At 57.1% G+C, this 24,466-nt stretch carries 25 protein-coding genes; 3 read left to right on the top strand and 22 right to left on the bottom strand.

Annotated features, from left to right (window positions below):
• Window positions 1-122: 122 nt before the first annotated feature.
• Entirely contained in the window at window positions 123-1,382 is a 1,260-nt protein-coding gene (locus tag WMP97_RS10915) for a site-specific DNA-methyltransferase (RefSeq protein ID WP_301732088.1), read from the top strand.
• On the opposite strand, the gene WMP97_RS10910 is transcribed toward WMP97_RS10915, so the two are convergent.
• From WMP97_RS10910 to WMP97_RS10900, 3 genes are read right to left on the bottom strand one after another with little or no spacing between them, the layout of a single operon-like run.
• Window positions 1,379-2,338: an alpha/beta hydrolase family esterase gene (locus WMP97_RS10910; protein WP_023021596.1), complete on the bottom strand. Its 960-nt coding sequence runs from the start codon at window positions 2,336-2,338 to the stop codon at window positions 1,379-1,381. The two genes, WMP97_RS10915 and WMP97_RS10910, sit on opposite strands and share 4 nt — an antisense overlap.
• Window positions 2,335-4,077 (bottom strand): ABC transporter ATP-binding protein, encoded by a 1,743-nt coding sequence (locus tag WMP97_RS10905; protein WP_023021597.1) that lies wholly within the window; start codon window positions 4,075-4,077, stop codon window positions 2,335-2,337. Before WMP97_RS10905 ends, WMP97_RS10910 begins: the two co-directional genes overlap by 4 nt.
• Window positions 4,077-5,507 (bottom strand): ABC transporter transmembrane domain-containing protein, encoded by a 1,431-nt coding sequence (locus tag WMP97_RS10900; RefSeq protein ID WP_239206085.1) that lies wholly within the window; start codon window positions 5,505-5,507, stop codon window positions 4,077-4,079. The genes WMP97_RS10905 and WMP97_RS10900 overlap by 1 nt, the downstream gene beginning before the upstream one ends.
• A 37-nt stretch (window positions 5,508-5,544) precedes the next feature.
• Between WMP97_RS10900 and WMP97_RS10895 the strand changes: the two genes are divergently transcribed.
• A complete protein-coding gene (locus WMP97_RS10895) occupies window positions 5,545-6,351 on the top strand; it encodes a class I SAM-dependent methyltransferase (protein ID WP_340440496.1) in 807 nt (268 codons plus the stop codon).
• On the opposite strand, the gene WMP97_RS10890 is transcribed toward WMP97_RS10895, so the two are convergent.
• The 5 genes from WMP97_RS10890 to scpB all read right to left on the bottom strand — a co-directional run bounded on the left by WMP97_RS10890 (window position 6,348) and on the right by scpB (window position 11,679).
• Window positions 6,348-7,733 (bottom strand): anaerobic C4-dicarboxylate transporter, encoded by a 1,386-nt coding sequence (locus WMP97_RS10890; protein WP_340440495.1) that lies wholly within the window; start codon window positions 7,731-7,733, stop codon window positions 6,348-6,350. The genes WMP97_RS10895 and WMP97_RS10890 overlap by 4 nt on opposite strands.
• Window positions 7,734-7,889: 156 nt before the next feature.
• Entirely contained in the window at window positions 7,890-9,470 is a 1,581-nt protein-coding gene (gene der, locus WMP97_RS10885; RefSeq protein ID WP_086589034.1) for a ribosome biogenesis GTPase Der, read from the bottom strand.
• The gene (gene cmk / locus WMP97_RS10880; protein ID WP_340440494.1) at window positions 9,463-10,158 is read right to left on the bottom strand and encodes a (d)CMP kinase; all 696 of its coding nucleotides are present in this window, start codon (window positions 10,156-10,158) and stop codon (window positions 9,463-9,465) included. Before cmk ends, der begins: the two co-directional genes overlap by 8 nt.
• On the bottom strand, window positions 10,158-11,069 hold the full coding sequence (locus tag WMP97_RS10875; protein ID WP_005329503.1) for a pseudouridine synthase: 912 nt from the start codon (window positions 11,067-11,069) through the stop codon (window positions 10,158-10,160). The genes cmk and WMP97_RS10875 overlap by 1 nt, the downstream gene beginning before the upstream one ends.
• A gap of 55 nt (window positions 11,070-11,124) precedes the next feature.
• A complete protein-coding gene (gene scpB, locus WMP97_RS10870) occupies window positions 11,125-11,679 on the bottom strand; it encodes an SMC-Scp complex subunit ScpB (RefSeq protein WP_023021604.1) in 555 nt (184 codons plus the stop codon).
• A gap of 88 nt (window positions 11,680-11,767) precedes the next feature.
• Between scpB and WMP97_RS10865 the strand changes: the two genes are divergently transcribed.
• A complete protein-coding gene (locus WMP97_RS10865) occupies window positions 11,768-12,334 on the top strand; it encodes a GNAT family N-acetyltransferase (RefSeq protein ID WP_340440493.1) in 567 nt (188 codons plus the stop codon).
• Here the strand turns inward: WMP97_RS10865 and WMP97_RS10860 are convergent.
• The 14 genes from WMP97_RS10860 to WMP97_RS10795 all read right to left on the bottom strand — a co-directional run bounded on the left by WMP97_RS10860 (window position 12,331) and on the right by WMP97_RS10795 (window position 24,050).
• A complete protein-coding gene (locus WMP97_RS10860; RefSeq protein ID WP_200287539.1) occupies window positions 12,331-13,128 on the bottom strand; it encodes a segregation and condensation protein A in 798 nt (265 codons plus the stop codon). The genes WMP97_RS10865 and WMP97_RS10860 overlap by 4 nt on opposite strands.
• Window positions 13,129-13,134: 6 nt before the next feature.
• Window positions 13,135-14,007: a ParA family protein gene (locus WMP97_RS10855; RefSeq protein WP_034668724.1), complete on the bottom strand. Its 873-nt coding sequence runs from the start codon at window positions 14,005-14,007 to the stop codon at window positions 13,135-13,137.
• Between the two features lie 127 nt (window positions 14,008-14,134).
• The gene (locus tag WMP97_RS10850) at window positions 14,135-14,548 is read right to left on the bottom strand and encodes a hypothetical protein (RefSeq protein ID WP_340440492.1); all 414 of its coding nucleotides are present in this window, start codon (window positions 14,546-14,548) and stop codon (window positions 14,135-14,137) included.
• 252 nt (window positions 14,549-14,800) lie between these two features.
• Window positions 14,801-15,130 carry a hypothetical protein gene (locus WMP97_RS10845; protein ID WP_340440491.1) on the bottom strand — a complete coding sequence of 110 codons (330 nt, stop codon included), beginning with the start codon at window positions 15,128-15,130 and terminating at the stop codon, window positions 14,801-14,803.
• 12 nt (window positions 15,131-15,142) lie between these two features.
• Window positions 15,143-16,033, bottom strand: a complete 891-nt coding sequence (xerD, locus tag WMP97_RS10840; RefSeq protein ID WP_340433032.1) for a site-specific tyrosine recombinase XerD — start codon at window positions 16,031-16,033, stop codon at window positions 15,143-15,145.
• Window positions 16,030-16,668 (bottom strand): NUDIX domain-containing protein, encoded by a 639-nt coding sequence (locus tag WMP97_RS10835; RefSeq protein ID WP_023021610.1) that lies wholly within the window; start codon window positions 16,666-16,668, stop codon window positions 16,030-16,032. The genes xerD and WMP97_RS10835 overlap by 4 nt, the downstream gene beginning before the upstream one ends.
• 3 nt (window positions 16,669-16,671) lie before the next feature.
• Complete coding sequence (locus WMP97_RS10830; RefSeq protein ID WP_023021611.1) at window positions 16,672-17,574, bottom strand: copper transporter; 903 nt, start codon at window positions 17,572-17,574, stop codon at window positions 16,672-16,674.
• A 3-nt stretch (window positions 17,575-17,577) separates the two neighbouring features.
• Window positions 17,578-18,729 (bottom strand): putative cytokinetic ring protein SteA, encoded by a 1,152-nt coding sequence (gene steA / locus WMP97_RS10825; RefSeq protein WP_340440490.1) that lies wholly within the window; start codon window positions 18,727-18,729, stop codon window positions 17,578-17,580.
• Window positions 18,730-18,757: 28 nt separating this feature from the next.
• The gene (gene recN / locus WMP97_RS10820) at window positions 18,758-20,419 is read right to left on the bottom strand and encodes a DNA repair protein RecN (RefSeq protein WP_340440489.1); all 1,662 of its coding nucleotides are present in this window, start codon (window positions 20,417-20,419) and stop codon (window positions 18,758-18,760) included.
• Entirely contained in the window at window positions 20,419-21,303 is an 885-nt protein-coding gene (locus tag WMP97_RS10815) for an NAD kinase (RefSeq protein ID WP_023021614.1), read from the bottom strand. The genes recN and WMP97_RS10815 overlap by 1 nt, the downstream gene beginning before the upstream one ends.
• Window positions 21,300-22,106 carry a TlyA family RNA methyltransferase gene (locus WMP97_RS10810; RefSeq protein ID WP_023021615.1) on the bottom strand — a complete coding sequence of 269 codons (807 nt, stop codon included), beginning with the start codon at window positions 22,104-22,106 and terminating at the stop codon, window positions 21,300-21,302. The genes WMP97_RS10815 and WMP97_RS10810 overlap by 4 nt, the downstream gene beginning before the upstream one ends.
• Window positions 22,106-22,267: a hypothetical protein gene (locus tag WMP97_RS10805; protein WP_162837064.1), complete on the bottom strand. Its 162-nt coding sequence runs from the start codon at window positions 22,265-22,267 to the stop codon at window positions 22,106-22,108. Before WMP97_RS10805 ends, WMP97_RS10810 begins: the two co-directional genes overlap by 1 nt.
• Complete coding sequence (locus WMP97_RS10800) at window positions 22,258-23,241, bottom strand: HAD-IIA family hydrolase (protein WP_023021617.1); 984 nt, start codon at window positions 23,239-23,241, stop codon at window positions 22,258-22,260. The genes WMP97_RS10805 and WMP97_RS10800 overlap by 10 nt, the downstream gene beginning before the upstream one ends.
• Window positions 23,241-24,050, bottom strand: a complete 810-nt coding sequence (locus WMP97_RS10795) for a hypothetical protein (protein WP_340440488.1) — start codon at window positions 24,048-24,050, stop codon at window positions 23,241-23,243. The genes WMP97_RS10800 and WMP97_RS10795 overlap by 1 nt, the downstream gene beginning before the upstream one ends.
• Window positions 24,051-24,466 lie beyond the last annotated feature (416 nt).

The following is a 24,466-nucleotide window of genomic DNA, read 5'->3' as shown; positions in this document are numbered from 1 at the left end:
ACTCCAAAGCCCCATGCTATTAGGCAGCGGCAGCATTTTGGCTAATACCAAATGCCCAGATTCATGCGAATGCTAGCGTTAGACGATATTGACGTTTCCTCCCCTGACAAAGGCTTTGCACCATGGCTACTGCTAACCCACCGCGCCCATCACACCCGGATACGGGCGGGGAATTTTTTGGCTTAGTTTGGCCAGGCAAAGACGCAGCCCGAGAAGCCGCACATACGCCCTTGGCGCGGAATTTCCCGCTCGATTCTGCTCTTAGTACACCGGGTGACTCCCTCAATAGGATTTTTGCCGCAGATAACCTTCCAGTCTTAAAAGAGCTAGCCGCCCGCCGGGAAGTCTTCGACGTCATATATATCGATCCCCCTTATAACACGGGCAAAGACTTCGTCTACCGCGATAACTATCGTTTACGTCGCCAGATGCGTTCAGGTAGCTATGCGGAATGGCACTCGGAATGGCTGTCGATGATGCTCCCCCGGTTAATTTTGGCTCGTGAAGTACTGTCCCCTGAGGGGTTCATCTTCGTCTCCATTGGCGAAGACGAGGTAGCCAATACCCGCAAGGTTCTCGATGAGGTTTTTGGCGAGGGATGCTTTGCCGGCCAATTGATTTGGAAGAAGGCCGGTACTGGCAAAAATGATGCAAAATACGCCGTGGTAGAGCACGAATACATCCTGTGTTATGCCCGAACTCCAGACAACCCCGGTTTCAATATCGATATCCAAGGTCATACCTCCACTAAATATAACCATGAGGATGACAAGGGAAAATACTCCTTGGTACGCCTAGATTCTAAAACCCTTGGTTACCTTCCTTCTCTAGATTTTCCTATTTCAGGGCCCGATGGAAAGGAGTATTGGCCAGACCAACCGGTGGGAAAGAAAAAGGTCGCTCGCTGGCGATGGAGCCTCGACAAGGTGGAACAGTTCTACGATGAGCTGGTTTTCCGTCGAGGGTTTGTCTACACCAAGAACTACCAGAAGGTAGGAGCACGCCCACGTTCGATCCTGGACGGCGAGCGCTTTGGAGTGACCCGCACCGGCCGACGCGATGCGGAGGAAGCAATGGGTATAGAGGGCATCTTCGATTTTCCAAAGCCGGTACGCCTGATTAAACACCTTCTGTCCATTGGTGGTGGCAAGGATGCTCGCGTCTTAGACTTTTTTGCTGGGTCCGGCACCACAGCGCAGGCGGTTATAGAGCTCAACGCCGAAGATGGGGGGTCCAGGACTTTCCATCTAGCGCAAATTCCGGAGCCTACCTCCCCGCGTAGCACGGCTCACCGCGCTGGTTTTTCTACCGTTGCAGATATTTGCATGGAAAGGGTGCGCAAGGTTCCAGGTGCTACCTTTCAGGTCTTTAAGCAGTTCTAGGTTTGTGCGGTACCGGATGGACGACCAGGAATTCCGAAGAAATCTAAGACGCGATCGGTAGCGAAGAACCTACCTACCTCGTTGTGCGCGTCCGCCGTGCCTCCAGGCCACACGTGCGAACCCCCGGCGATACGGATATGTTCGAGCGGTGCGGTACAACCACTCCACCTCATATCGAGCGCATTATTGACCAAGCGGGTGGTATCGACCTTGGTCGAACAACCATTGCGTTTGCGGTCTTGTTCCAGCACGGACTCCACGGAGTAGTACTTGGTCTTGTGGCGAGTGCCTCCGTAATAGCCCACCACAGGGTCTACGGTGCCGTGCATATCCAGCCGCCCGACGGGAGAGTGCGCACAGTTTTTCAGAATGTCTTCATAATAGGCAGCGGAAACGGTGGCAACGGATTTGAAGGTATCGGGCATCTGGCAGGCCAGATAGGCAGCGAATCCGCCGCCATTAGACATACCGGTGGCAAAAATTCGACCATCATCGACATGGTAAGTAGCGCGGACCGCATCAATTATTTCCCGCACAAACTTCTTATCTTCCGTTGTCGAGGTCTTGGCATATGGAGCGGGGCTCCACGCCTTTTTCTTGCCTTCTGGGAAAATCATGATGGCATCTGCAGCATCAAGACGAGAATAACCACGGAGGTTTTCGGCAGACTGACCCCACCCGTGAAAGGCGAGGACGATAGGCCATTTTTTATCCCCAGAATAGTCTTTGGGCACACTGAGGATAAAGGAACGCCCGGAAGGCAGGTTGATCGTCCTAAAAGAGCCCGGCTCAGGGCCGTTCAAGGGTGCGGAGGTAGGGATTCCTAGGTTAACGGTGTTGGTGGTCTCTGCCGCGTGCGGGGACTCTGTTGATTCGCTAGAACACGAAGTGCCAGCAGCGGCAAGGAAACACACAGTTACCGCACCGAGCACGGCCCGAAGTGACCTCGCGTTCATCCTTGTCTTCCCTTCTGCCATGCGTCCCATAAGTGCTTATAACGGCCACCATAATCTAGCAGGTCGTGGTGACTTCCCTGTTCAACCACGCGGCCATTATCCATCACGATGATTCTATCCGCCCGTGCTGCTTGGTCGAGCCGATGCGCCACGACCAACGCCGAACGCCCACGGGTGACTTCGATGGCGGCCTTTTCGAGGGCTTCGGCTCCCACCGAACCCGCCTCCGCAGTGGCCTCATCCATAATGACGATTTTCGGGTCCAAAAGCAATATTCGTGCTAGCGCGAGTTGTTGGGACGCCACAGGATCTAATTGGACTCCCTGTGAGCCGATAACCGTATCTAGGCCCTCGTCTAGTTGCGCAAACCAGCGTGCGCCCACCCGGTCGAGTGCTTGAAGCATCTGTGCGTCGCTTGCCTGAGGGGCAGCCAAAGAAAGATCCTCGCGGAGGGTGCCTGAAAAAACGTGTACCTCTTGGGAGATCATGGCTAATCGCGCCACGCGCTCAGCGTCCGAAAGAAGTGCTACCTCTACCCCGTCGACCAAGACCTTTCCTTCCTCAGGAACCCGCAAGCCAGCCAAAAGTGCGGCCACGGTAGTCTTACCCGCGCCGGAGGCTCCGACTAAAGCCACCGTATGCCCGGCAGGAATATTGAGGCTGATGTCTCGTACAGCCCAGCCACCGTTGCCGTAGCTAAAACTCACATTTCGCATTTCGGCTTCTCCGTATGGGGCTGGAGCGCCGTAATCCGGCACCGCCCGCGGCGGGTCAACGACGACCCCGACTATGCGAGACAGCGAGGCGTAGCCGGATTGTACGGTGTCGATTACCCGCATCAATCCCATGAGTGGGCCCCGCAAACGGATGAGCAGAAGCATGGCTGAGGTTACGGCGCCAACCGTGAGTGCTCCCGTTTGCACCGCCCAAAAACTCACCCCAAGACCACAGCACAGCATGGTGAGCTCGATGCCAGTCATCCACAGCTGTAGAACCATCATGGTTTTACGTGCTGCGTAGCCATCCTTTACCACTTGCGCGGAGGCACGTTCGATGCCGGCATGCATCTGCCCTTCCAGTCCAAAGGCGCGCACGGTCTTTCGCCCTCGTATCGCCTCAAGAAGCCTGCGCGCGCGCTCAGCCATGGCCGCACGCTCGTCGGCATAGCGGCCAGGGGCTCGGTGCAGGTACCTGCAAGCGGCGACTACATATAGCGGCGTAACTGCAACTATTACCAGTATGTATTGCCAATTGAGGCTAAGCAGCGCCACCCCGGTGGTGGTGATGGCAAAAGCAGATTTGGCCAACACTGGTGCGGTCTCGGTGACCGCTGCCGAGAGCTCTGCTACATCATCGGTAGAGCGAGAGACCAAATCCCCGGTGCCCGCTTCCTCCACACGATGTGTGGGCAAGCGCAAAGCGGTAGACAGCATGTCTTCACGCAAAGCCGAAATCACCCGCTCTATAAGGCGGGAGAGAAGAAAGAACCCCGCTGCGGAGAGCACTGCGGAGACGACGGCTACCACTATCAACGAAAGGCCAATAGTAGAAATTGCGCTTTTGGTGATGACGGCATCAACAATCTTTCCCAGCAGGATCGGGATCGCTACATTGGCGCTTGCGCCCGCGGTGAGTAAGGCAAGGGCCACGGCAGCCTGCAGCCGCGAACCGGGGACGTCGGAAAGTTGCCGGCTAATTTCTTCGCGCACCTGGCGCCAAGAAGCCGTAGGAAACCGCATCATAGCCTCGATCCCATAGCAGTCCATGCCGGCGAAGCGGTATAAACGAGTGTTGGCTTTATACCGCGGTGGTGTGCTACCCGCTGCGCAATGACTTGCTCAGTCACCGAGTCCACGGCGGTAGTGGGATCGGCTAAAACAAGGACCGCAGGGTCCGCCGCAATTGCTCGTGCTAGCGCCACGCGCTGCTGTTGTCCCCCGGAAAGATTCCGGCCGCCCTCCCCCACCTCGCGATCTAAACCACCCGGGATATCTTCCCCCGCGGCCGTGTAAAGCGCCCGTTTGGCAACCGCGCTATCGGAAGAAATATTCTCCTGCACGGTTCCCTCAAAAAGCAGCGTATCGTGCGGAGCAACAAGGAAACGCTCCCGCGGCAGAAAAACTAGATCACCTGGGACAGGCTCGGCCACCACGCTCACTCCAGGGGCGAGGGCCGGAAGCTGCGGTTTCTTGCCTTCCACGCTGGGAGCAGCAAGGACGGCTGTAATGCGGGCAGCACTTGCCTGCGCGGCTGCCCAGCGCGAGGCAATATTTCGTCCCAACATCGTCATCGGCGTGATGACGAACTGCGTCAGACCAATAACCGTAATAAGCTCACCCACACTGATAGTGGAATGCATTGCCAGCGCACCTGCCCCAAGGCCCACCGCAATGACATACACCGAGCCCAAAATCTCCGTAGCAGCATTGAGGCGCGCTTGGGAGGCATTGGCGTCTACCGTTCGCTCATAGGCAGTGTCAGAGGCCTGGGCATAGCGCATACTCACCGTTGCTACCGCACCCAAGCCTTTGAGTATCCGAAGGCCGTGCACCAGATCGGTGGCCATTGCACTGGCTTTGGCCAACGCCGCCTGGCGGATTCCTGAGCGGGCGCGCAGTGGCTGTGCCGCGCGCACCGAGCCCGACACCACGAGCGGGCCGCCACACAAAATGGCAATGCCCAAGGGTAGATTGATGCGGCTGGTCATGATAGCCACATACACAATGGCGCTAATCTCTGCGACGGGGAATACCGTCATCATCACCGCATTCTGCACCCGCCTAGCGTCCGTGGAGGCAATAGCCAGCAACTCGCCGGCGCTGCGGGGCTTGCCCGCCATTCCACGCGGGTCTTGAATCCTATCCGTGATGGCCATGCGGACATCGTGGCCAATTACCAACATGGCTCGGGCATTCAGCCCGCGCCCGTACCAGGCGGCTAGGGCATTAAGACCGAATGCGGCTACTAATACCGCTAGCCATAGCCCCAGCCGGTGGATGGATCCCTGCTCCACGGCTTCATCGATGGCATGGCCCACTATCACTGGGGTGGTGGCGTTAAGCAGAAAGGACACAACCATGCATAGCGCTGCCGGCACAGTAAGAGCAGGGCGGGAAAAGACCGTCTTCAGCAGCCACCTGGGATCTGATGCTGCGGGAAGTGTCCTCATAGGCAGCCATTCTAATTCGCGGTAGGTTAGATGAGCTATGTCGACTCGCCGCCCAGATCCCCGTCACTTTCCTAGCTACCGCAAGGCCTCCACGAAGCAAGGCCCCGGTTTCCGCACTGCCGCGCAACGCACCGCCTCCGCCCAAGCCTTCCGCCGCGGCGCTAGCACGTACCACGATGTACGCCCTGGCTATCCGGACGAAGTCACTGCCCTTATCGCCCCTGCCCACACCGTAGCTGATATAGGTGCAGGTACCGGAAAGCTCACTGAGTCCCTTCCCAATGAGCGGGTTATAGCCTTGGAGCCTTCCGCCGATATGGCGAGAGTTCTCGCTTCCCGTCTACACCTGCCGGTCCTGCGTGCTACGGCCGAAAACACCGCGCTTGCCGACGCCTCCTTAGACGCAGCCTGCCTCGCCCAAACCTGGCACTGGGTTGATGTGGCAGCCGCCTGCGCAGAGCTTGACCGCGTCCTCGCGCCGGGCGGAAAAATCCTCTTGGTCTGGAATACGCTCGATGTCAATGCCGAACCATGGGTTTTGCGGCTTTCTCGCATTATGCACTCTGGCGATGTACATAAACCGGGTTTCTACCCGGACTATACGGCGCCGTGGTCTTTAGAGCGAGAACTCCGCCTGACCTGGGAGCACGAACTTACCCCGGAACAACTTCACCAGCTAATGCATACCCGGTCTTACTGGCTACGCAACGGCGAAGCCATCCATGAGCGCATGACCCACAACCTGGACTGGTACCTCTACGAGCACTTGGGATATACGCCCGGACAAAAACTGCACATCCCGTACCGCACGGATGCCTTCGTGCTGGTACGGGAGTCGGATTAAAGCAGGATCTGCGCTAGGAGCGAGCCCACGACGCAGGAAGTAAATACCGAGATGGCGCCGGGAATCAGGAAGGAGTGGTTGATGACGAACTTGCCAATGTGCGTCGTTCCCGTGCGGTCAAAGCCGATGCAGGCAAGGTCCGAGGGGTAGGTGGGCAAGATGAAGTAGCCGTAGGCCGCGCCGTAGAAACCGACGATGATGGCTGGGTCGATGCCCAGCTGCAGGCCAATCGGAGCAATTGCAACCAAGGCCGCGGCCTGCGAGTTCACCAGCTTAGACACGATGACCAGCACCACGGCGTAGGCCCATGGGGCGGCCTCCACTACGGAGCCCAGGTTGTATTCCAAAGCGTCGATATGGGCTTCGAAGAAGGTATCCGCCATCCAGGCCACACCGAACACGGAGAATACTGCGGTCATGCCGGCTTTAAACACCGGGGTGGAAGCGATCTTTTTTGGGTCTGCCTTGCAGCTGAGCAAGATAATTGCGCCGGCTACCAGCATGACCATTTGGATAACCAGGTTCATAGACAGCGGGCTTAGCTCGCCATCATCTCCCGGAACAAGCGGGCGAAGGAATTCAAAGGCGCCGAGGGCGACAACGCTGGCGATAGCGACGAGGAAGATAACTACCGCACGCTTTGCTTCCGGCGAAAATTCCTCATCCATAAGCGACCCAGTGGATTGGTTGATGCTTTCGGCAAACTCCGGATCCTTCATTCGCTCCTGGAATGCCGGATCCTCGTCCAAGTCCTTGCCGCGGCGCAGCGACCACAGTGCGGCAAGAATGACGCCAGAAAGTGACGCTGGAAGAGCCACCATCAGGATCTGCGGGATGGAATAGGCGTGGTCGATAGCGCCGGCATTTTCCGCGATGATAGACGCCAAGGACACGGTGGCCACAGACACTGGAGAGGCCGTAATACCCATCTGCGCCGACGTCGAGGCGACAGCCATCGGGCGTTCTGGGCGGATGCCCTTTTTCAGCGCAATGTCCTCAATAATCGGAAACATCGTGTACACCACGTGGCCCGTACCGCATAGGACCGTCAAGAACCAGGTAGTAAGCGGCGCGAGGATGGTGATGCGCTCTGGGTGGGCGCGAAGGAACTTTTCGGCAAATTGCATCATCACTTCCAACCCGCGGGCCTGTTGCAAGGTAGCCGCGCAACCAATGACTGCGATGATGGTCAGCATCACTGACACCGGAGGCTCGCCCGGGGCGAGGCCGAAAACAAAGACCATGAGCATCAGACCGATGCCGGAGATTAGTCCCAGCCCGATGCCACCATAGCGAGTGCCCAAGAGCAGGGCGCTAAGGATGATGATGATCTGGAGCACGATGGCCAGAATTGAATCTGGCGCGATTACGCTGGCTAACATACAAAGCCTTCCATCACGAGAGGATCTATAACTGGTTATATCCTATCGATCCCCACATGAACGGACATAAACGGACAGGCGAGCTAATTCTCACACCGTTTTCAGTGCAAAAATCGCTCGCCTGAATGCTATAATCCCAGCGTAACGGGCATACTGCTAGCGCTTCTTGCCGCGCCTCTCCCGCACTCGCACTGCGATGCGGATGGGCGTTCCATGAAAGCCAAAACGCTCACGGAACTTGCGCTCGAGGTAGCGGCGATAGGCCGCATCCAAAAATCCTGTCGTGAACAAGACAATCGTCGGCGGCTGCGTGGATGCCTGCGTGGCGAACAAAACGCGCGGCAGGCGGTTATTTTTCATCGGCGGAGGATTAGCTGCGATGGCCTCACGCAACCAGTTATTCAACTGCCCCGTAGACACGCGCTGGTCCCAGCTTTCCAGCGCCTCGATCATGGCAGGTTCCAGCTTCTGCAGGGCGCGGCCCGTTTCGGCGGAAATATTCACACGCGTAACCCACGGTAGGTGGCTCAGCTGCTGATCGATCTCGCGGTCTAGGTAGTAGCGGCGGTCCTCATCCATGAGGTCCCACTTATTGAATGCGATAACGAGGGCTTTGCCTGCCTCTAGCACCATATTAAGCACGCGCTGATCCTGCTCAGAAATCTCCTCAGAGGCGTCGATAAGCATAATGCAGACCTCGGCAGCATCGATAACGCCGCGCGTACGCAAGGAGGCATAGTACTCATGTCCCTGCGCGTTTTTGACCTTCTTGCGCAGGCCGGCAGTATCAATGAACTTCCACAGCTGCTCATCCAGCTGTACCAAAGAGTCCACCGGATCCACGGTGGTGCCCGCGACATTATCCACCACGGAGCGCTCTTCACTGGTCAGCTTATTGAGCAGGGAGGATTTACCCACATTAGGCTTGCCCACCAAAGCGACGCGGCGCGGACCAGAAGTAATCGCGGTCTGCCGCGGCTCTTCCGGAAATACCCGCAAAATCTCATCGAGCACATCCGCGCCGCCGCGGCCGTGCTGAGCAGATACCGGCCACGGATCGCCCAAGCCCAGCGCATAAAACTCGGCCATATCCGCATACTGATTATCGGAATCAAACTTATTCGATACCAGAATCACCGGCACGGGGGATTTTTGCAGGCGGCGGGCCATGACCTCATCCGTCGCAGTAATTCCCACCTTGGTGTCTACCACCATGACGATGACGTCAGCAGTTTCCATCGCCACCTCTGCCTGGCGAGCGATTGCGCCATGGATGCCCTTGACGTTCGGATCCCAACCGCCGGTATCTTGTACCAAAAAGCGTTGCCCATTCCAGTCCGCTACATAGGAGATTCGGTCACGGGTAACGCCCGGGTGGTCTTCTACCACTGCTTCGCGGCGGCCAAGGAAACGATTGACCAAAGAAGACTTGCCCACATTAGGGCGACCCACAATGGCTACCGTGCACAGAGCTTCTTCGGTGTGATCATCGGACTCAACACCAAAAGCACGGGAGAGTTCCTCCCATTCCTCTTCGCTTAGCGGCTCTTCTCCTTCTGTTTCTTCACCAAAATCGGCCTCGCCGAATTCCGAGTCATCGAACTCATAGTCAAATTCCTCGGCATTGAAGTCATCAGCGGCCCAACCAGGAGAGGCTTCTACCACCTCATCATCAAACTTTCCGGCCGGGTAATGGAACTGAGTCTCCGACTCTTCCTGGGGATCATGCTTAGTCATTGACCGACTCCTTTACCACGTTAATCAGGGCCTGTATGACATCCTCAGGGCTCATATCCGAGGTATCAACTAAGGTTGCATCGTCTGCTGGGCGCAACGGCGAGGTTTTGCGTGAAGAATCTGCCGCATCGCGGCGCTGCACGTCTGCGAGTACCGTCTCGTAGTCTGAAGCGATTCCTGCCCTTGCGTTCTGCGCCTGACGTCGGCGGGCTCGGACTTCAGCAGAGGCGGTCATGAATGCTTTAGCAGGGGCATCAGCAAGCACAACAGTGCCAATATCGCGCCCTTCTACAATAGCGCGATGTGCCTCGCGGGCTAGCTTGCGCTGCAGGGCTACCAGGTTTTCCCGAACTTCCGGAATGGCAGATACGGCGGAGACATTGCGAGTGACTTCGTCTTCCCGAATAACGCGCGCGACATCCTCGCCGCCGAGAAGAACCTCGGTGGAATCTGGATCATCGGAAACTTCCAATGGCAGATCGGCTGTAGCAGCAATCACCGCGGACGTATCCGCAGGGTCCACTCCCTTACGCAACACGGCAAGAGTTGCTACACGGTACATGGCACCAGTGTCGATGTACTTTGCATCGAGTTGTTTGGCTAGGGCGCGGCACGTGGTCGACTTACCAGTCCCAGAAGGGCCATCCACAGCCAGGATGAGGCCCTGATTCGGCATATTAGAAATCATTACATCTCCACCGCCTTATACAAACTAGTCAATTCGCTGGAATTGAGAGCTCGCAGACCACCGGGCTTCATATCGCCCAACTGCACCGTATGAAGCTTGGTACGCACCAAACGCTGCACGGGGAAGCCCGCCTCTTTCAACATGCGGCGCACAATGTGCTTGCGCCCCTCATGCAGCTCAAGACGAACCAAAGAATATCCCTGGTTGGTATCTACAACCTGCGCAAAATCTGCCTTTGCCAGGCCATCCTCCAACTCGATTCCTTCCTTGAGCTGTCGCACAAGCTTCCGGTCGGCCTCACCCAAAACAGTTGCGAGGTAGGTCTTCGTCACCTCATACTTAGGGTGCATCAAACGGTTAGCCAACTCGCCGTCATTGGTGAGAATAAGCAGCCCCTCGGTATCGGCGTCGAGGCGGCCTACGTGAAAAAGACGCTGGCCAGCAGCAACCTTTTCCGAAACCACGTCGCCTACGCACGGGCGGCCCAGGTCATCAGACATAGTGGACTGCATGCCGCGCGGCTTGTTGAGCACAAAATATTCGTGCTCCTCGTTGACATTGACGCGCACACCATCTACTCGGATGACGTCAACAGAGGGGTTTACCTTAACGCCCTGCTTGGAAATGATCTTGCCGTTGACCTCAACACGGCCGGCATCGATGAGGATTTCAGCGTGGCGACGAGAAGCAACGCCTGCCTTAGCGAGCACCTTTTGGAGACGTTCCCCCTTAGGCTTGTCTTCATCGACCAGCCAATCGGCGCCCAGTTCTCGGGCTACGGATTCTGCAGTAGCCTTCTGCTTTTTCTTTGACACATGCTGGTGACGGGCCGGCTTAGCATTAGAGACAATGATGTCACTGTCTCGCTGCTTCTTATCCGGTGTGCCGTCACGGCGAGCGGGAGGAGTCACGTACGTGTCCTTTTCTCTCGAAGATATGAAATTACCTGGGCAATCTTACCCCACGCTAGTACTCCTCGTCGATCGCCTCCACGTCAGGCAATAGCGGCGCCAAGTCCGGCAAGCGCTCCAAAGAATCAATCCCTAATAACTCGAGGAACAATTCCGTCGTCTCATAGCGGTGCGCGGCACCTTCAAAATCATCCTGCGGCAGCTCCCGCACCAATCCGCGCAGGCCTAGGGTCCGCATAACACCATCGACATTGACGCCGCGAACAGCGGCAACCTGCTGGCGGGTTACGGGCTGGCGGTAGGCTACCACCGCCAATGTCTCCAGGGCCGCACGCGAGAGCTTTGTCTGGGCGCCATCCAATAGGAATTCTTCTACCGCGCCTGCGTTTTCGGAACGCGTATAAAAGCGCCACCCCTCTTGGGTCTCGCGCAACTCGATACCAGAACCACGATCATTCAGCTCGCGCTGGACAGCGCGCAGGCAATCACTGACGACGTCCCTTTCCGCCCCCAAAGCACGCGCCAAGGACTCCACCGAAGCTGGGGAATCAAGCACGAGCAAGATTGACTCAAGGCGGGAACGGAGCTGCGAGATGAGGGGAAGGTCCATAGACGCCAAGCTTACTGTAGCGGAAAACGACGCCTGAAATTTCCTAAATCACTTTCGGTTCCTATTGTGAGGCGGATAACATATTGCAATGGAAACTATTACCCGCACTGACAGACTCATTCTCATCCCACTGTCCGCCGCCAATATCGAAGAGACCCACAAGGTCTACAGCGACGGGCGAATTTGGAGCCACCGACCCAACGGGCGCTTTGCCGATATCCGCACCACCCGTGCACTCGCGCAATCCTCCTCCCAATCGTGGGAAGCCCACCATTTTGGACCATGGGCCGCCTACATGCGCCATAATCCTTCTGAGTTCGTCGGAGTTGGTGGGGCCATTTTTGTCGAAGACGGAAATTTCTGGGACATCAAATACCGCCTCCGCCCTGTTCACTGGGGCTCAGGATTTGCTACAGAGATCCCTTCGGCGACGCTAAAGAGCATTCACCAGGTTGATCCTGAATCCCCCATCACCGCCCGAGTGACGACCAACCACCCAGCAGCGATCCGGGTCATTGAAAAGCAAGGACTCCAACAAGTGTGGGAAGGCCGCCGCGTAGGCACCGAGGACAACCCAGATGAGCCTGACGTACGCGTTTATTCTGATCGCGAGCTTGCCTCGGAGACGCTGAAGTTTATCCAGCAGCGTCCTTAGTCCCAGTTCGCGGCGGCAACTACCGCTGGGTCAACGTCCAAACCCGTCCACGAAAGGTCCAACTGGCCCAGCGCTTCTTCCTGTTGTGCGTCAACCGCCTTGGCCTTGTACAACTCCAAAAGAGCCAAGAAACGGCCCACAACTTGCATAGAAACCGTGCAATCGCGGGTCAGGGAACCAAAACTCATCCATTGACCGGCGCCCAGTAGCTTTAGGGTTTCCAGGATCTTGCCGGCTTGCTCTGGTACCGATACCGCCACGGAGTGCACGTGGCCGGTGGCCACTTCTTCCGGCGGCTTTGGGCGGAAGACTCCCGCGGCGAGCTCTGCGAAACTGGCTGGCGTATGGCCGAGGGAGACAGGAGGCAGTAGCTCCGCAAACTTCTCCTCGATAGCTACCGCCCGCGGATAGCTCCGCTGGGCCTCGCGCTGCCACTCCGCGAATTGGTCCGCTACTAGTTTATAGGCCTTATATTGCAAAAGACGAGCAAAAAGAAGGTCGCGCGACTCCAGCAGTTCCAAGTCTTCAATCTCGTCGACATCACCGCGAGGCAGGAGCCGCGCCGCCTTTAAGTCCAAAAGCGTCGCTGCCACCAGCAAGAAATCAGTGGTCTCATCCAAATCCGCAGACTCGCCCAGCTGCCGCGTATAGGCGACAAACTCGTCCGTTACCTCTGAAAGCGCAACATCAGTCACGTCCATCTTTTTGGACTGGATAAGCTGCAAAAGCAGGTCAAATGGGCCCTCAAAATTTCGCAGTGCAATGCGAAAGCCCGTAATCTCCGGCTGGGTCACGATACCTTAAACGGTCGAGCGCTCAATGACCTCTTTGGCCAGGTTGCGATACTGCTGCGTAGCAGGAGAGTTTGGCGCCCACGTAGTAATCGGCTCTCCGGCCACTGACGTTTCCGGGAAACGAACGGTCCGAGTAATTACGGTGTCAAAGACTTTATCGCCAAAATAGTCCACCACTCGGGACATAACTTCCCGAGCATGCTTCGTGCGGCGATCAAACATGGTCACCAAGATACCCATGACCTCAAGATCAAAGTTGATACGGTCAGAGACCTTTTCCACCGTGTCAGTCAATAGCGCTAAACCACGCAGGGAGAAGAACTCGCACTCCATTGGGATGATCACGCCCTGGGAACAGGCAAGCGCGTTGACGGTAAGCAGCCCCAACGAGGGCTGGCAGTCGATGATGATGAAGTCATAATCGCGCCGCACTGGGCGCAGGGCCCGAGCTAGCGTGTGTTCGCGGCCTACTTCATTGACCATCTGAATTTCCGCAGCAGAAAGGTCAATATTCGCCGGTACCAAATCCAAGCCTGCTACACCAGTGTGCTGGATAGCGGAGTGAATAGAGGTATGGCTATCGAGCATGACGTCATAGATAGTGTCCTCGATATCGTCATGTGTGAGCCCCAAACCTGCCGAAAGCGCACCCTGCGGGTCAAGGTCAACCAAGAGGACTTTACGGCCATACTCAGCCAAGCAGGCTCCCATATTAATGGTGGAGGTGGTCTTACCCACGCCGCCCTTTTGGTTACACATCGAAATAATGGTGGCCGGCCCATGCTTTTCCAAGGGTGCGGGTTCTGGCAACTCGCGGATAGGACGACCGGTCAGCCCCACCTCTACATCAGAGGCAGAAAAGAGACCCTCTTCGCTCACAGTCACACCTGCTTCCTTGACGCCAAGTTCCGGACCATGACACTTGGCTTAGGGTTGATTACAACGTTGTCATTAAAGCGTACCCGCTACAGCAAGAAAGTACCGAGACTTAGTTTATATCAAGCTTTTAGCGTTGACTAGAACGTCGTTTGAGTGCGGCCACTAGAGCGATCAGAACGATAAGTATCGCCGCAGCTGCCCCTCCGATAATCCAGCCCATATGCGAGCTCTCATTATCATCTTTGGGTTCTTCCTGTTGCCGCTTATCGAGGTTCTCTGACGCAGATTGATAATTAGGGTCCTGCAAAGTGACGATGAGGGCGGCACCAGAGCCATCGTTGCGCAGCAACTGCATAATGAAGGGATTATCAGGCGCTTCCCCCTCTGGATACGTCAGAGTGAGGGTACGTGATGAAGCATCCACGTCGCGCTTTACGCCTTGGATAATATTGCCTTCACCATCAAGGTAGCGCAGCTTAACGTCGTTTTCCTCCGTGTCCTTAAACTGCTGGTAGAGGTCGTAGGCCTGCTTGAGCCCCATCTTCGCGGTAATCGTATTGCCTTCGATATGAGATTCAAGGTTGACGTATTCCGCACCTTTAAGGTTGGCTTCCCCTGCCGGCTTACGTTCCGGTTTTTCGCCTGGGACTACCGGGAGATTTTCGTTCTCTTTCGCCGGCGCGGGCTTTTCCGCCCCACCTTCGGCCCCCTTGTCTGCCGGCGGATTGCCGCCGTCATCCGGCCTATTCGGTGCCGGGCTCGGCGCTGGAGCACCCTCTGCACCGTCGATTTCTTACTGAATGTCTTCCTGCTCCACCGAACCATCGGCTACCAGCGTGAGAGCTGCATTCATACCCTGGGCGGAGACGGGAACAGAGATTTGGCCGCCCTCTGGTGGGGCGGTGATGGTAGCAGAGGTACCAGAGGCAGAAACGTTCCACCCATCACCCGAGTAGCTCGCCTCGGCCGGCACTGGCAGGCTCACGGTCGTGGTTTCGCCGGCCGGAACCGGGATAGGCGCGGCAATAGCGGCTTCTACCTCCGGTGGCAGCTGTGCCTGCGCCACCGCGGGGAAAAGCAACGCGGTAGAAAGTACCGCGCCGGCTACACGAGTAGAAAACATATATGTCCTTTCTTAGGCACGGGGGTGAGCAGTGCGCCACACCTCACGCAAGGAGTCGGCAGTGACGTGGGTATATATTTGCGTTGTCGTCACGGATGAATGTCCCAGCAATTCTTGCACGGTGCGCACATCTGCGCCGCCTTCAAGCAGGTGCGTCGCAAAAGAATGCCGCAAGGTGTGGGGAGAAATGGACTTTCCCAGATCTACACGCTGTGCAGCTGTCTTTAACACTGCCCACGCGCTTTGGCGCGATAAAGCCCCGCCGCGGGTATTGAGAAACAACGCCGGCGTTGTGCCTTTGCTCAGCACCGGACGAGCCCGCACTAAATAGCCGTCAATGGCCTGGCGGGCATGCGACCCCAAGGGCACAATCCGCTCTTTGTCGCCCTTTCCGTGCAGGTGGATTACCTCTTGCGCAGAGGAAACGTCATCAACGTTTAGGGAGATTACTTCTGAAATTCGCGCGCCAGTACCGTAGAGCATTTCCAGCAGGGCACGGTCGCGCACATCCACCGGGGTTTCAGTGGGAATTGCCTCAATAAGGCCGCTGACCTCGTCCACCGATAACGTCTCAGGCAAATGCTGTCCAGTTGATGGAGGGGTAACCTCCACCGCAACATCGACGTCTACAACGCCTTCTGCCACGGAAAATTTATGCAACCCGCGGGCTACGATGAGAGCACGATTAGCCGAGGACGCAGCCATTTTTGACCGCAGATCCTTGAGATAAGCCTCCACCATAGGCCGCGTTACCGCGCGCAGGTCCTCTACCCCGTTGTCCTCCAACCAAGTGACATAGCGCCGAACATCACGGCGATAATTACTCAACGTATTGGCAGAAACGCCTCGCTCAACCGCTAGATGATTAAGCCACGTCTGTGCTATATCTTCGACCGCGCTCACAGCTGCTTCAGGTCCGCGCCCGTGCGCCGGGCACTCATCGACGTCGGCCGCAACGTGAAAGGCTCATCCACGCTGCGGGTCGCCTTGCCACCGCGCAGCACTGCATAAGCCGCCAAAATGCCGCTGCAGGCGATGGAATTGACGATTTCGCCTCGCATTACCTTGTCGACGGCGTCCTCGAGCCGGACCCAAGCAACCTCCATATCAGCTTCTTCATCCCCGGTAGCCTCCATACGCGGCACCTCAGAAAGGTCGGAGGCTAAGAAAACACGGACCGCTTCTTCGCAGAACCCCGGTGAAGTTACCAAATCCGTCAGCACTGACCACGTCTGCGCGCTCAGACCAGCTTCCTCCTGTAACTCCCTCTTCGCGCCGGTTAGCTCATCTTCGCCGCGTACGTCGAGCAAACCTGCCGGTAATTCCCACAGGCGCTTGCCCACGCTATGGCGATACTGATACACCATGGCAATTCGTTCGTCCGAGTCCAGTGCCACCACTGCCACCGCGCCTAGGTGCTCTACTACCTCGCGGGAGGCAGAAACATCGCCGGGCATGACAACCTCGTCGCGGCGGAGAGCGAGAATGGGGGCGTCGACAAGCAATTGCGAGTCAAGCACCTTGAAATCATGCGCCATGAGCTAGTCCTTTCCCGGTAAGGCAGAATCCGCGGTCTCTGTGGCACCATAATCGCCTTGACCACCATCGAGCTGCTCCTCGGTGGCCAAAATAACGGCAATGCGCTCGACTGCACGCTCGGTGCCATCGACCGTGGACAGCTTCGCATCTTGGTCGCGCACCTGGGCAAGTGCCTTATCGTCCTGAGTTTGTTTGGTACGCCCGCTAAACACTACAGAACCATTGACATCATCCAACCCGGTAACAAATTCCGCCAAAGCATCGGAAGGGTAGCCGCGCAGGCCATTGCCAGAGACGACGATAATGGCCTGGGCAGGAACGATGGTCCCATCCTCGTAGTCAATGAAGCCTTCGTCGCGCAGCTTATGGAGCACATCCGCACGCTCTTGTACTGATGCCATGGGCTTCGTGCTCTCAGGATCCATAGACAATGCAGTGCCGAGCACCTCACCGCTGAGCGCTCCCGCAGAATCCAGATCCTTGGTGTCTGCCTTCTTAGGCGCAGTGTCTTTCAGGATGGGCAAAAGCTTGTCTTTAGTTTCGGGGCGCAAAAAGTCCTTGGTCAGCTTAATCTCGCCGGCCTCCGTGGCACCGGAAGTTTCCAAGAGCTTCCGGATTGCGTCCACGTCTCCGCCATTAGCATCGTCGGTGGTGACGATGAGCACGGGGCGCTGAGACAATGCCCCGTTTACTAGTTCCGCCCCGGAATCAGCCACGATTTTATCGCTCGCCTCATTTTGGGTCTGCAAAATCTTATTGTCCTGGACGACCTTGCGGTGCTCCTCACGGATCGGATCATCATCGGCCATGCCGGTGGTCAGATTGGGAGCAATGACCAGGGCACCCAGCGCCACGCCTACCGCGGCGCCGAAGCCCAAGCCTGCTACTAGCTCAGTCTTTGCCATGCTCTATGCGCCCCCAAAGAGCCTGGACCAGGTTTCGCTGAGGTTACTTGCAAAGTCCTGACTTCCGCCGAAACCGACGATGAGGATAACCGCCGCAATGGCTACCAGGATTCCCAGCAGTGCCCACAGCCAGCCAAGGTTGGACGAAGGTGCACTGTAGAGGTTAATCACCGCATCCGCGTCAACCACCTTGGTGCCGGCCTTAAGCCGGGAAAGCACCGCCGATGGGTTGGTGCGATCCGCAAAAATATCATCAAGGTCTACCCCACCGCCTGCCTGCACGATGAGGTCTGCGCCGTGATAATCAGCAAAAAGCAGACCCAAATCGGTACCTGAATGCGTCGCTGCCGGGAAAGTCATGGCACCGATGCCGAGGTCCTGGATGCGGTCAAGGCCTTCTACCTCGCCCTCTGGATCCGCAGGAACAACCACACGGGCGCCACAACGCAGGGCCTCATCGCTGACGCTATTGGGATCACCAATGATGAAATCTGGCTTATACCCCTGTGCCAGCAACGAATCTGCAGCCTCTCCCACCGCAATCAGCAGCGGCTCATACTCGCGGATAAAGTTCCGCAGCTGTTTGAGCTGTTCGCGGTGCCTGTCTGTCGGAGAAAACAGCACAACCTTGCGGCCCGCAATCTCAGAGCCAGAGGCGGGAACCCCGAGGCCGTCGATAAGCAGCGGCCCCTCAGAGTTAATAAAATCAATGGAGTTGCCAAAGAAGGATTCCATGTGGTCAATCAGCGCACCCTGCGCCGCGGTGAAGTTCTTTTCTGCTCGCTCGCGAGTAACCACACGGCCCGTGCCAAGTGCCTTATCACCGCTAAAGACGGTGCCATCCTCCCCGATTCGCGCCTTTTTTCCATCCTTGAACTCAGACACGAAGGACTGGCCAACGCCCTCAACGAGGGCAATGTCGGCGTCAAGCAAAATATGCGGACCATAATTGGGGACCGTACCGGTAGAAAACTCCGCCACGTTAATCACGGCGGAGGGTTTAAGGTCAACGAGGGTCTGGGCCTCGTGGCGAGAGATATTAGCCGCATCAATTACGGCGACATCGCCTTCACTAAATTTTTTCATCCCCTTAGCGCCCGGAGTGCAATCGCGCAGTGCACCAGGCTGCTCGGGGTTACGGGAAAACAGAGCCATGACCCCTATTGTGACGTGATTATTGTTTCTAGTGGGTTAGGCGCGCGGAAGCTTCTTGCTGTGCCCGCTCAAAAAGCTCCTGCGCGTGCGCGCGACCAGTCTCCGTATCATCCAAGCCTGCCAGCATGCGCGCCAACTCCTCCACGCGCTCGTCCTGCGAAAGCTCGGCCACACCAGAAGTGAATTTTTCCTTCGAAACATGCAGGTGTGCATCGGCATACGCTGCTACCTGCGGCAAGTGTGTTACCACGATAACTTGGTTGTGCACGGCCAAACGTGCCAGGCGGCGGCCAATTTCCACCGCCGCGCGTCCGCCCACACCGGCATCTACCTCATCGAAGACCAGGGTGGCGCCGTCCTCATCCGCTAGCACCACCTCCAAGGCCAACATGACACGGGAAAGCTCGCCGCCTGAAGCTGCAGACGCGATCGGCTTTCCGTTCAGCTGCAGCTCGGCCGCGTCCGCGCCAGTTTTAGAATATTTCGCCTGCGTCAACTCAACCGTCAACGTTGAATTCGGCATGGCTAGGCCGTGCAGCTCTTGCGTGACCTGCTCCCCCAAAGCCTTCGCCGCTTGCCGACGCCCCTTTGTCAGCTCCCCAGCCCGCTCAACCATCACCGATTCAGCGTCCTTGACCTGCTTTTTCAATTCCTCTAGGGCTTCAGTTGAGGTATCCATGGATTCGAGCTTTGCTGCAGCTTCATCCCGCCAAGCTATAACTCCGTCAATATCCCCGGCATATTTGCGGGTCAGTGTACGAAGCTCCTGCTGGCGCTGCAAGGACTTTTCTAAAAGCTGCGGATCCGCCGGCAACCCGGCCAGATACCCTCCCAGCTCGCCGGAAATATCGCCCAGTTGTGAAGAAATCTCACTGAGCCGTTCGCCCAAGGCGGCCAATTCCTTGTCGGTAGTCCCCGCCAATGCCGAAACTGCCCGGCCCAGCAACGCCGAGGCAGCCTCTTCCAGTTCCTCGGTGCCGTCGATAGAAGCCAGTGCAACTTCCGCGGATTGGCGAAGACCGTCGACGTCTTGCAGCTTGCGAACCAGCTGCACCAGCTCCTCATCCTCACCCGGCTCCGGCGCAACGCCGTCGATCTCATCCACCGCGAACTGCAGGCGATCAACCTCTTGCGCGAGCTCGCGGCGCTGCTCTGTACGCCGCTTATAGTCCTTTGCCAAACGGCGCCATTCTTTAAAAGCCTCGGTATAGCGACGGCGTACCTCGGCCAACGTAGGATCCGCACGGTCTACTGCACCCAATTGTTCCTCGGGAGCAAGCAAACGCAGCTGATCATTTTGCCCATGGACCGTAATAAGTTCGCGGGCAAATTCGTCTAAGGTTGCCGCAGGCACCGCCCGACCACCCAAATAGGCCCTCGATCTACCTGCAGCAGAAACCGTCCGGGAGACGATGTATTCTCCATTTTCATCGGGCTCCCCACCTACTGATTCGACCAACTCGCGGATAGAATCTTTCCCCGAGGAAAAATGCCCCTCTACTGCCGCTTTCTTCGCCCCATCCCGCACCCGGGAGGCATCCGCGCGTCCACCTGCTAAAAGCCGCAATCCAGTAACCACCATGGTCTTGCCCGCACCAGTTTCACCAGTAAGCACGGTTAGACCAGTAGAGAGCTCCGCGGAGCTCTGGCTAATAACGCCCAGGTCATTAATGGAAATATCGACGAGCACTACTTCTCCTTCGGCCCGCGCCACCCTTCTACGGGCAGGCGCAGCTTCGAGACTAAACGGTCAGTAAAAGGTTGGTCATCCAAGCGTACCCATCGCACCGGACGCGCGCCTCGCACTACCTCCACGCGAGCTCCTGGAGGCATGGCGAGCTCACGGAAACCATCCAAAATCACGGTCGCCGGAGTTGTACGCATGGTTGATTCAACGGCTACTAAAGAATTGGGCGAGACGACTAGGGGCTTAGTAAACAAAGCGTGCGCATTATTCGGTACTACCAAAATCGCGTCGAGCGAGGGCCACAGCACCGGCCCGCCAGCCGAAAACGCATAGGCGGTCGACCCAGTAGGCGTGGAGATGAGCACCCCATCACAACCGAAGGAAGACACCGGCCTGCGGTCAACTTCCAAAATTGCGTCCAATACTCCAGAGCGATTTTGGTTTTCTACCGAAGCCTCATTCAAAGCCCAGCTGCGATTGAGAAGGGTTCCTTCCTCGTCAAAGATAGTGACATCGATGGTGAGTCGATCCTCAATGCGGTACCTTTTGTCTATGACCCGCACTAAGGCCTGATCTAGGGATTCGACTTCCCACTCAGCCAGAAATCCCACATGCCCGAGGTTGATTCCTAGCACCGGAATATCCACAGAACGTGCCATATCCGCTGCACGGAGGAAGGTTCCGTCTCCACCGAGTACCAGGACTAATTCGCACCCCGAAGCCGCGTCTTCGGTGTGGGGGACGTGCTTTAGCCCAGGCAAGACCTTCTCGTCCGCGCACACTCGAACAGTAATCCCGGCATCTTGTAGCAGCTCCGCTGCTCGCGACGTTGCCTGCAGGTTCTGCTCGCGGTTGGCATGAGGCACCAACAGGATCTCACGGGTCATTGCGGGCCTTCCTCGACTGCACGGTCAATCATTTCTTCTACTCTAGCCAGATCCGTGGGCGCGCCGTCCTTTTTCAGCCACAGGAAATACTCCACGTTGCCACTTGGCCCAGGCAGCGGGGACGCTACAGCACCGTGCATGCTCAACCCGAGCGACAGGGCAAACTGAGCGACCTCCTTGGTTACTTCCTTGCGCAATTCCGGTGATCGAACGACACCACCGCTGCCAAGGCGGTCCTTGCCCACCTCGAACTGCGGCTTCACCATGGGCAATAACCAGGCACCATCCTTTAGGCATTCCACAATGGCTGGCAATACGAGCCGGAGGGAGATAAAGGACAGATCTCCAACCATGCCGTCACAAGGGCCGTCGGTAAGCTCGAGCGTCAGATTCCGGATATTGGTACGGTCGAGAACTTTTACTCGATCGTCGTTTTGGAGGCGCCAGAGCAGCTGTCCGTAGCCGACATCCACAGAAAGAACTTCCTGCGCGCCGTATTCTAAGCACACATCAGTAAAGCCACCGGTAGACGCGCCGGCATCAAGAATGCGACCATTCATATCGACGTCAAACGCCGCTAAGGCTCCCAAAAGCTTGTGCGCACCGCGGGAGGCCCACTTATCTTCCTCGGACTCCTCCACCTTGATGGAGACCTCTGGTTCTACTATCGACGCCGGCTTTTGTGCCTTGAAACCACCGACCGTGACACGGCCGGACTTGATCATTTCCCGGGCCTGCTCACGAGAGCGCGCAATCTTCCGGCGCACCAGCTCCGCGTCTAACCTACGACGTTGTGGGGGCATTAATTCTCCTGCAAAGCATCGCGCAACACATTGTGGGCGCGGTCCAGCTGTTCCACCTCAGCGGCCAAATCCGCTGCGTTTTCTCCTAAAATCTTTGCTACGTCAGCATCGATCTCCGCCGGCTCCTTCACGGCGCGAAAATCATGCGGCTTTACCGCCATTGCGCAACAACCTTTTCCGCGCGCTCGCTTCGCGGTTGAATATAGCGCGGAGGAGACGGCATGGCCCACGCCACCTCCAACACAGTTCTTAATGCCTGCACTGACGTGGACTTCTCGTCGCCGCCTTCCAGCAGAAGATCATGTCCATCACACCGAGCAGTAAATCCACCCTGTGCTCCAGGTCGGGCAACAGAGACCGGCAAAGCCAGTTCATGCATACCTGCACCAATAAAGTTGGGGCGCGCCTCCACAGGTGCCTCAATAAGTTCTAGTTCCCCAGAAACACCGGTAAGCACATGGAAGGTATTCATGGCAGCGGAATTACCACCGGCGATATCGGTATCCAAACGGTCGCCTACAGCAAGCGGTTTTTTCGCACCAATTTGCTTCGCCGCAAAAGTAAACATGGCTGGCGAGGGCTTTCCTGCAGACACCGGCTCTACCCCGGTGGCGGACTGGATGGCGGCCACGAGGGAACCATTGCCCACGGCAAATCCCCTCTCGATAGGCAGAGAAGTATCTAGGTTCGATGCGAAAAACTTCGCTCCCTGGCGGATGGCCAGAGCCCCTTCAGTCAATTGCTCCCAGCCAACAGAACGGTCAAAACCCTGCACAACAGCGGCAGGCTTGTCATCAGCGCTGGAGACCACCTCAAAGCCCATCTCGCGGGCCAAATCACGGAAGGAATCAGCACCAATAATGAGGAGTTTCGAGGCGGCTGGCACTTCATCCGCCACTAATTGAAGGACTGCTTGGGCAGAGGTAACAATCTGCTGCGTGGTCGCCTCGAGCCCGATGTCTGCCAGCATCTTCGACACGGCTTCTGGGCTGCGTGAAGCATTGTTGGTCACGTACACCGCCGGCACACCACAGGTATTGATGACGTCCACCACGTTAGAAAGTGGGCGGCCGCCTTCCCACACGGTGCCATCTAGATCGAGCAGAAGAGCATCGTGTTTGCTTAGAACCGTCACTACTTACACTCCTCTAAGCGCTCCGCTGCATCGGTCCAGTCGCCCTCATCAATCGACACTGCGTGTTCAAACCAATCCTTGGCCTCGTCTTTCCGGCCAGCTTCCAGCAGTGCGTTGGCGTAGGCATATGCTAGGCGGCATGCGCTTATCCCGCGTGCATCTCGATCAGGATGAGCGCGCTGGATAGTTACAACGGCTGACTCGGCTTGGCCCATATCTAGACGGGCTCCGGCTAAAACAATCGCTAGCTCGATTTTAGATTCCTCATCGAGCTCAGCCGCGTCATCCGCGCGTCCAAGCTCGAGCGCTTTTTCTGGGCGTCCCAAGCCGCGCTCACAGTCAGCCATTACGGCCAGCAGCCCAGGCCCGCCGGAAATACGCCGGGAAGCACGCAATTCAGCCAGCGCTTCCTTCCACTCGCCAGCACGATATGCGGCAATACCATTGACCTCTCGGGCGATAGCCACGCGGCCGGCACGGTCCTTAGCAGCACGTGCGTGGCGCAAGGCAAGCTTGGGATCGTCTTCCATCCAGGTCGCAGCGATGATCATATGCTTGGCGACGGCCTCGGAGTTCTCCTTCGAGAGCGATTTTAGGTCCTGCAAAACCAAGGGATCCAAATCGTTAACATCCACCTCGGCCGGGATGTCTGGGTCACTCATGCGACGATTGATGCGTTCCTCACGGTAACCGGAGCGCTGCGGTGAAAAAGACTTCTTTTTCCGGGAATCGCCCTTGAAATCACGGCCTTTGTTATTGCGTGGCTTACGGTCACGTCCACCTCGCCCGTTGTGATTGCGCTCCGACATTCAGCCCTACCCTTTCTTGGTTGGAACTAGCACAGAAATACCGGCCCTATTCTACAACCCCAAACGAAAAAGCCGGAATTTAGAACCTCTTGCGCTGCCGCAGCGTGAGCCATACAGCGCTAGCAAAATCGCTCGCCCAGACCGGTTCAATGAGACGGCGCTCGATCCTACTGAACGCAAATAAATTGCCAGGACCACCCACAGTGGAAAGCCACTCGCCCCCGCAACGCTCCACAACTCTTCACCGCCGACCGGCCGCGCAGTTGTACGAGCGTGCGAACGGATACTAGGAGGCTTAATCGCCCATTGCGTTACTGAACGCTCCGCGGACGCCCTAGTGCCGTACTCTTGGCTTTGCAGCTGAGGCCCTCCACCAGCTGGGTGGGCTGGTAAAACGCAAGGAAGAGGGCGGTGGT

Source organism: Corynebacterium sp. KPL4072 (assembly GCF_037908395.1).
Lineage (GTDB): Bacteria > Actinomycetota > Actinomycetes > Mycobacteriales > Mycobacteriaceae > Corynebacterium > Corynebacterium kefirresidentii.
This window is presented reverse-complemented; position numbering and strand designations above follow the sequence as displayed.